Source organism: Kitasatospora sp. NPDC091257, assembly GCF_044757675.1.
GTDB classification, from domain to species: domain Bacteria; phylum Actinomycetota; class Actinomycetes; order Streptomycetales; family Streptomycetaceae; genus Kitasatospora; species Kitasatospora lactacystinica.
Genome location: NZ_JBIVVI010000427.1, coordinates 1 through 6,744, shown reverse-complemented (window position 1 = coordinate 6,744; position 6,744 = coordinate 1). Strand labels below are relative to the sequence as shown.

Genomic DNA, 6,744 nt, shown 5'->3' with positions numbered 1-6,744 from the left:
GCCCGGAAACGCGGACAGGGCCCGGCGCCGTTTCCACGGCACCGGACCCTGTCCGATTTCGGAGCGCCAGGCCCGGGTCGCACGGACTCTTCCTACTGAAAGTAGGACGTGCTCTGGTAGCACCACTGACGCCTGAGGAGGAATCGCTCCCTCGCAACGAGAAGTACAGTACCAGCTCCGTGATCATTCAACGAATCGGAGGGAAATCCCGGATGACGAACGCTCGACTCCGGACGGTTCCGTACACCGCCGGACGACTGACGGACATCCACCTTCCGGCCTCCGGCGCCACCGGGCCGGCCCCCGTCGTGCTGCTCTGGCACGGCAACGGCCCGAACGAGCGCGATGTGCTGCGGCCATTGGCCCAGGAGGCCGCCGGGCTGGGGCTGCTGGTGCTCGTCCCGGACTGGGACGCCACGCAGCCGGACGGCGGCAGTGCCGAACTGCTCGCCTCGCTGGCCCGGGCCCGCCCGATCGCCACCGAGTACGGCGGGGACCCGACGCGCCTCGTCCTGGCCGGCTGGTCGATGGGCGGCCGCGAGGCGATCGCGGTGGCCACCCATCCCGACACCCCCGCCGAACTGCGCCCCGCCGCCGGGGTCGGCATCGCCTCCCACTACTCGACCAGGGCCGTCACCACCGGCGAGGCCCCGCTCGACCACCTGGCGGCCACCCCCTCCCCCGTCCCGCTCCGGCTGGTCCACGGCACGGCGGACGAGATCGTGGACGTCGAGCACACCCGGCAGTTGAGCGCTGCTCTGACAAAGCAGATGTCGGCGGTACGGACCCTCGAACTCCCCACCGACCACGCCGGCGTGGTGATGACCGCCTACCGTCCCGAGGCCCGCCGCTGCCTCCCGGCCACCGATGCCGCCACCCTGGCCGCCGGCCGACGGACCGCCGCCGTCCTCGCCGAGGCGGCCGGGCTGTCGTAGGCCCGTCCTCGGGCTCCCGCCCGCGGGGCCATGCGGGCCGCTAGCCGTTCCCCGCCGCCGGCTCCCGCAGCCCGCGGCCGCGTTCCAGCGCCTCCAGGTCGCGCTGCAGCGGTGGGCGCGGGACGGCCAGGACCGGGCAGGTTGCGTGCCGCACGCAGTAGGCGGTGACCGAGGGGTGCACCAGCCGGGCGAGGCGGCCGCGCTCCCGGCCGGCGCCGAGGACGAGCAGGTCCCCGGGCCGGTCGGCGCACCGCACCAGCGTGTGGCCGGTGTCCCCGCGAACGGTCTGGCAGCGCAGGCGGACACCCGCGTAGCGTCCGGCGAAGGCCTCGTCGAGGGCCTGCCGCAGCCGGGCCACGGCGGCGTCGCGGCCGGCCTCGATCACCGGCGGGCACGGGGTCCGGCGGTAGCCGAGTTCGTCGCCGGGCGGGGTCCAGCAGAGCACCGCGAGCACCTCGACGTCCGTCCGGCGGGCCTCGGCCACCGCGTGGTGCAGCGCGGCGAGGCTGCCGAGCGAGCCGCTGATGCCGACCACGATCCGGCCCTCGTCGGTACCACTGTCCGCCATGGCTCCGCCCCTGCCTCTCCGTCCGGCCGCGCGCGGATGCCCTGGTGCCAGGGTGCCAAGCTGCCCGGGTGCCAAGGTGCCCGAGTGCCCGCGCACCGGACCGCCCTGGCCCGTGCTGCGCCGGACCGCGCCGAACCGCGCCGATTTCACCCCAGCAAAGCGGTCCGCGCCCGTACGGCACCGGCCCGTTGACGCGGCTCTGACGTGGAGCCCGCCGTTCCGTACGCGTCCCTGACGCCGCGCGGGCGAGGCGCGCTCAGCGCTCCGGCGACTCCGGTTGCTCCGGTTGCTCCGGTTGCTCCGGTTGCTCCGGTTGCTCCGGCGACTCCGCCTCCCAGAGGTCCGCGAACATCCGGTCCAGGTGCTCCTCCCCGATCGGCGGGACCGGCAGCGGGTGGGCGGCCCGGGCGCGGAAGCCGTCGAGCAGGAGGGCGAGGTAGCGGCGCCAGAGGTCGGGGCGCAGCTCGGTGGCGGCGGGCAGGGCACGGCAGAGCGGGCCGAGGAGGAAGAGCAGGTCCATGGTGACCACGTCGCGGCGCATGGTGCCCTGCTCCTGGGCGCGGGCGATCAGGACGCCGACGGTGGCGGCGTGCCGGCGGCTGATCTCGATCATTCCGGGGATGGCCGGGATGGCCTGGGTGACCAGGTCGTTGATGCCCCGGTCGGCGGCGACCAGCTCGAAGATCCGCCCGAAGTACCGTTCGAGGCCGCTCCAGGCGTCGTCGGCGGCGAGCGCCTCCTCGCCCGCGGCGGCCAGACCGCCCCCGGCGTCCTCGAACACCTCGGCGATCAGCGCCTCGCGGGTCGGGAAGTGCCGGTAGAGGGTGGCGTTGCCGACGCCGGCCTCCTTGGCGATCTGGTCCAGCGGCACGTTCAGGCCGTGCCGGGAGAACATGTCGCGGGCGGCGGCGAGCAGCTGGTCACGGTTGCGCTGTGCGTCCCGCCGGAGCCGCCCCGGGGGGTTCGCGCTGCTCGGTGGTGCCATGCCCCGACCCTAGCAAGCGCCGGGCTCGCCCACCGGGCACCACCCACCAGCCCCGCCGAGCGGCTCAACTACCCTGTGGGGTCGACGAGATGGACGGGACGCAGGCGCAGAACGGTACGCCTGCACGAAGGGGGCGACCAAGCGATGGCCACGGTGACGGAGCTGCGGTACTACCCGGTCAAGGGCTGCGCCGGGGTGACGGCCGCGCAGGCGGAGCTCACCCGGGCCGGGCTGGCCCATGACCGGGAGTTCATGGTGGTGGACGAGGAGGGCGTGTTCCGCTCCCAGCGCCGGGACCCGGTCCTGGCCACCGTCCGCCCGGCGGTGACGCGGGACGGCCGCTCACTGACGCTGACCGCCGCCGGCATGGAGCCGGTGTCGGTGACGGTGGACACCGAGGGCCCGCGCCGCGAGGTGCGGATGTTCGATGTGCCGTTCCTCGGCATCGATCAGGGCGAGGAGGCCGCCGACTGGCTGTCCGAGGTGCTGGGCTCGCGCGGCCGGCTGGTCCGGGTACCGCCGGAGCACGACCGGGTGACCACCGGACTGACCCCGGGCACCTCGGGCTATGCGGACAGTTGCGCCGTGCTCCTGGTGTCGCACTCCTCGCTGGAGCACTTCAACGAGCTCTCCGACGCTCGGCCGGTGCCCATGGACCGGTTCCGCGCGAACGTGGTGGTGGACGGCTGGACCGAACCGCACACCGAGGACCTGGCCCGCAGGATCGAGGTGGGCGGGGCCGAACTGGGCTACGCCAAGCTGGCGATCCGCTGCGCGGTGACGACGCTGGACCAGTCCAGCGGCACCAAGGCGGGGCCGGAGCCGCTGCGCACCCTGGCCCGGTACCGCCGGGCGGCTGCGGGCGGGGTGGCGTTCGGCAGCAAGTTCGCGGTGCTGCGACCCGGCACGCTGCGGGTGGGGGACGAACTGACGGTGGGCGCCTGGGGGCCGTCCGAGCTCTGAGCCCGGCGCTGCCGCACGGCGGTGACCCCGGCGGGGAAGCGGGCCGGGGCCACCGTCGTGCCGGAAGCGTTCCGGGACGGTCGGTCAGTGGAGGTTCAGCAGGTCTGGTCGATCAGGGAGAACGTCGCGTAGTGGTCGCCGGTGTAGTAGTCCTCCTGGTAGGACCGGCCGGTCACGATCCGGCGGGCGCCGCGGGTCGGGGAGCCCGGGGTGATGACGGTGTACTCGTGGTAGTAGCCGTAGGACTCACCGGGCAGGACGCCCTCCCGGTTCTGGAAGACCACACCGTCCTGGGAGTAGGGGAAGGGCCCACCGGAGGCGATCAGGTCGAGGGTGTCGGCGGCCTGCGACGGGAGGGCGGAGAGGCAGACCGTTCCGCTCACGTCGGCGTGCGCATCGGTGGCGACGGCGACCGGGGCGAGGGTCATCAGGGCGACGGCGGTGACGGCGGCGGCGCGGGACTTCCACGCGCGTAGAGTGCGAGTCATGCCCCTCAGTGTGGCGGGACACCGTCAACTCTGGAAGCCTTCGGAAAAACTATTAACCAGTGAGTAACCCCCCTTTACCTGCGGAGACTTGAGCCGTACGCCGACCACCGCACCCCGCCCCGGAGCCGCCCGCACGACGCCCACGAACCGCCCGGCCGACACAAGGGTCGACCGTCATCAAACTCAAGTCGGAGCTGTCCCGCCCGGACCGCGCCGCATAGAGTGCCCGTAGCGCGGCGGATCACGGCAAGGCCGGAACGATCTCTGACGGGGTGGGCATGGGTACGGGCTCGGGCACGGCACTGACGGCCCACCAGCTGATCGGACTGCTGGTCGACCCCGACGGCTTCCGCGGCTGGGACGAGCCGCCTGCTCCCGACCGGGCCGACCCCGGCTACCGCGCCTCGCTCGACCGCGCCCGTGAGCGCACCGGCCTGGACGAGGCCGTCCTCACCGGCCTCGGCCTGATCGGCGGCCGGCCGGTCGCCCTCATCGCCTCCGAGTTCGGCTTCCTCGGCGGCTCGATCGGCGTCGCCACCGCCGAGCGGATCACCCGCGCCGTCGAACGCGCCACCGACGAGCGGCTGCCGCTGCTCGCCCTGCCGGTCTCCGGCGGGACGCGGATGCAGGAGGGGTCGGCGGCCTTCCTCTGCATGCTGCGGATCACCGCCGCCGTCCAGGCGCACCGCGCCGCCGGCCTCCCCTATGTCACCTATCTGCGCAACCCCACCATGGGCGGGGTCTTCGCCTCCTGGGGCACGCTCGGGCAGCTGGTCCTCGCCGAGCCGGGCGCCCGGCTCGGCTTCCTCGGCCCGCGGGTGTACGAGGAACTGCGCGGCGTGGAGCTGCCGCCGGACGTCCAGCGGGCCGAGACGCTCGCCGGCCAGGGGCTGGTGGACGCCGTCGTGCCGCCGCAGGAGCTGCGCGAACTGCTCCGCCGCGCGCTGACCGTGCTCGCCGCCGCACCGCCGGCCCCTTCCCCCGAGTCCGCGCCCGCTCCCACGCCCACTCCCGAGCCCACGCCCGAGTCCGACCCGGACGCCCCCGGACACCCGGACGCCTGGGACTCCGTCCGCCGCACCCGTCGCCCCGACCGCCCGGGCGCCCGCGAACTGCTGCGGCACACCACCGAGGAGCTGGTGCTGCTCGACGCCCCCGGCGGGCGCGGCGGCGCGCTGGTCCGGGCACTGGCCGTGCTCGGCGGGCGGCCCGTGCTGGTCGTCGGCCAGCAGCGGCAGACCCCCGAGCACGAGCGCCCCTTCACCGCCGCCGACCTGCGGGCCGTACGGCGCACCGCGCGCCTGGCCGAACAGCTCGGGCTGCCACTGGTCACCGTGGTGGACACGGCCGGCGCCGAGCTGTCGGCGCGGGCCGAGCTGGACGGCATCGCGGTGGAGATCGCCCACTGCCTCACCACCCTGCTCGCGCTGCGCACGCCCGTCCTGGCCGTACTGCTCGGCCAGGGCTCGGGCGGCGGGGCGCTCGCGCTGCTCCCGGCGGACCGGGTGATCGCCGCCGAGCACGCCTGGCTGGCACCGCTCCCGCCGGAGGGCGCCTCGGCGATCGTCCACCGGGACGGCTCGCACGCCGCCGAGCTGGCCCGCTCCCAGGGGATCGGGGCGCGCCACCTGGCCGAGGTCGGGCTGGTCGACGAGGTGGTTCCGGAGCTGCCGGACGCCGCCGAGGAGCCGGAGGCCTTCTGCGCCCGGCTCGGGCAGGCGGTCGGCGCGGCGCTCGGCGCCCTGGCGGCCGCCGCCGAAACGGACCGGCTCGCGGCCCGGGCCGCCCGGCACCGGCGACTGGGAGACCTGCGCTAGCCGTCCACCACGGCGGCTTGGCTCCGGTCCCGCCGCGACCGTGTGACACCGGCATCGACATGGCCGGGGCGGTGTGGCGCCGGTCTCAGCACCACGGTGTGGCCCCGGTCTCACGGCAGCGTTGATCATCTGCACCCACCGTGCGTCCTCCGGACCGGCGAGTGACGCCCCCCGAGCCCCGAACGGTGAGTGCGCTCACACGTGATCAACGACTACGACGGACGGTAGTGGACACCCCGGCGGCCCCCGCGCCACTCCGACGCTCCCCGCGTTCCCGCAGCTCAGCACCGGTCGGCAGGCTTCGCGCGACCGGCCCTTCGAATCCACGGCGTCCCGTTCCGTACGACCGCGGGTCGTACCGAGCGGGTCTTGGCGACGGCCGATCCGGTCTGGCAACAATGGCTTCCATCGCCAGCCGCACCGGCTCCTGTCCCACCGGTGAACGGCTTCCTGATCGCGTCGCACCCCGCAACCGTTCGGCCCTTGTCCGGCCGTGGTCCTGGGCGGGGAGCGACCGGCCCAACCCGATTGAGGTCCTGTTCTTCATGCCCGCTTTCAAGCTCCGCATGCGCACTTCCGCCGCGATTCTCGCCGGCGCCGCCGGTCTGACCGCCCTGGGCGCGGGTGTCCTGCCCGCCACCGCGAACGCCGCCACCGCCTCCCCGCAGGCCATCGCCGCCCAGATCGTCCCGGCCAACCAGCTGGCGTCCTTCAGCCAGATCATCGCCCACGAGTCCAGCTGGAACGTGACCGCGACCAACCCGAGCTCGGGCGCGTACGGCCTGGCCCAGGCGCTGCCGGGCTCCAAGATGGCCTCGCACGGCTCGGACTGGAAGACCAACCCGACCACCCAGATCAAGTGGGCGCTGGACTACATGAACACCCGCTACGGCAGCCCGAACGCCGCCTGGAACTTCTGGCAGACCCACCACTGGTACTAAGCCGACCCCGTCGGCCCACCGACCACCGCCCGTCACCTGACCACTCC

Annotated in this window: 7 protein-coding genes; 4 read left to right on the top strand and 3 right to left on the bottom strand. The window is 74.3% G+C overall.

What is annotated here, in order from left to right:
* The first annotated feature begins 212 nt into the window (after window positions 1-212).
* Window positions 213-935 carry an alpha/beta hydrolase family protein gene (locus ACIQOV_RS20520; RefSeq protein WP_401050351.1) on the top strand — a complete coding sequence of 241 codons (723 nt, stop codon included), beginning with the start codon at window positions 213-215 and terminating at the stop codon, window positions 933-935.
* 40 nt (window positions 936-975) lie between these two features.
* Here the strand turns inward: ACIQOV_RS20520 and ACIQOV_RS20515 are convergent, their stop codons facing one another.
* Both ACIQOV_RS20515 and ACIQOV_RS20510 read right to left on the bottom strand, forming a co-directional pair.
* Window positions 976-1,503 carry a universal stress protein gene (locus tag ACIQOV_RS20515; RefSeq protein WP_401050349.1) on the bottom strand — a complete coding sequence of 176 codons (528 nt, stop codon included), beginning with the start codon at window positions 1,501-1,503 and terminating at the stop codon, window positions 976-978.
* 256 nt (window positions 1,504-1,759) lie between these two features.
* Window positions 1,760-2,488, bottom strand: coding sequence for a TetR/AcrR family transcriptional regulator (locus ACIQOV_RS20510; RefSeq protein WP_401050348.1), 729 nt, complete (start codon window positions 2,486-2,488; stop codon window positions 1,760-1,762).
* Between the two features lie 144 nt (window positions 2,489-2,632).
* Here ACIQOV_RS20510 and ACIQOV_RS20505 point away from each other — a divergent pair, with 144 nt between their 5' ends.
* On the top strand, window positions 2,633-3,451 hold the full coding sequence (locus ACIQOV_RS20505; RefSeq protein ID WP_401050345.1) for an MOSC domain-containing protein: 819 nt from the start codon (window positions 2,633-2,635) through the stop codon (window positions 3,449-3,451).
* Window positions 3,452-3,546: 95 nt separating this feature from the next.
* Here ACIQOV_RS20505 and ACIQOV_RS20500 read toward each other — a convergent pair whose 3' ends face one another.
* Window positions 3,547-3,939 carry a ribonuclease gene (locus tag ACIQOV_RS20500; RefSeq protein WP_380356563.1) on the bottom strand — a complete coding sequence of 131 codons (393 nt, stop codon included), beginning with the start codon at window positions 3,937-3,939 and terminating at the stop codon, window positions 3,547-3,549.
* A gap of 278 nt (window positions 3,940-4,217) precedes the next feature.
* Here ACIQOV_RS20500 and ACIQOV_RS20495 point away from each other — a divergent pair, with 278 nt between their 5' ends.
* Together ACIQOV_RS20495 and ACIQOV_RS20490 are read left to right on the top strand one after the other, a co-directional pair.
* The gene (locus ACIQOV_RS20495) at window positions 4,218-5,756 is read left to right on the top strand and encodes a carboxyl transferase domain-containing protein (RefSeq protein WP_401050341.1); all 1,539 of its coding nucleotides are present in this window, start codon (window positions 4,218-4,220) and stop codon (window positions 5,754-5,756) included.
* A 566-nt stretch (window positions 5,757-6,322) separates the two neighbouring features.
* Window positions 6,323-6,697: a transglycosylase SLT domain-containing protein gene (locus tag ACIQOV_RS20490; protein ID WP_380546041.1), complete on the top strand. Its 375-nt coding sequence runs from the start codon at window positions 6,323-6,325 to the stop codon at window positions 6,695-6,697.
* The last annotated feature ends 47 nt before the right edge of the window (window positions 6,698-6,744 follow it).

Excerpts from the sequence above, each read along its gene's own strand:
- ACIQOV_RS20510 (WP_401050348.1), bottom strand. The coding sequence starts at position 2,488 with ATGGCACCACCGAGCAGCGCGAACCCCCCGGGGCGGCTCCGGCGGGAC.
- ACIQOV_RS20495 (WP_401050341.1), top strand. The coding sequence starts at position 4,218 with ATGGGTACGGGCTCGGGCACGGCACTGACGGCCCACCAGCTGATCGGA.
- ACIQOV_RS20520 (WP_401050351.1), top strand. The coding sequence starts at position 213 with ATGACGAACGCTCGACTCCGGACGGTTCCGTACACCGCCGGACGACTG.
- ACIQOV_RS20500 (WP_380356563.1), bottom strand. The coding sequence starts at position 3,939 with ATGACTCGCACTCTACGCGCGTGGAAGTCCCGCGCCGCCGCCGTCACC.
- ACIQOV_RS20505 (WP_401050345.1), top strand. The coding sequence starts at position 2,633 with ATGGCCACGGTGACGGAGCTGCGGTACTACCCGGTCAAGGGCTGCGCC.
- ACIQOV_RS20490 (WP_380546041.1), top strand. The coding sequence starts at position 6,323 with ATGCGCACTTCCGCCGCGATTCTCGCCGGCGCCGCCGGTCTGACCGCC.
- ACIQOV_RS20515 (WP_401050349.1), bottom strand. The coding sequence starts at position 1,503 with ATGGCGGACAGTGGTACCGACGAGGGCCGGATCGTGGTCGGCATCAGC.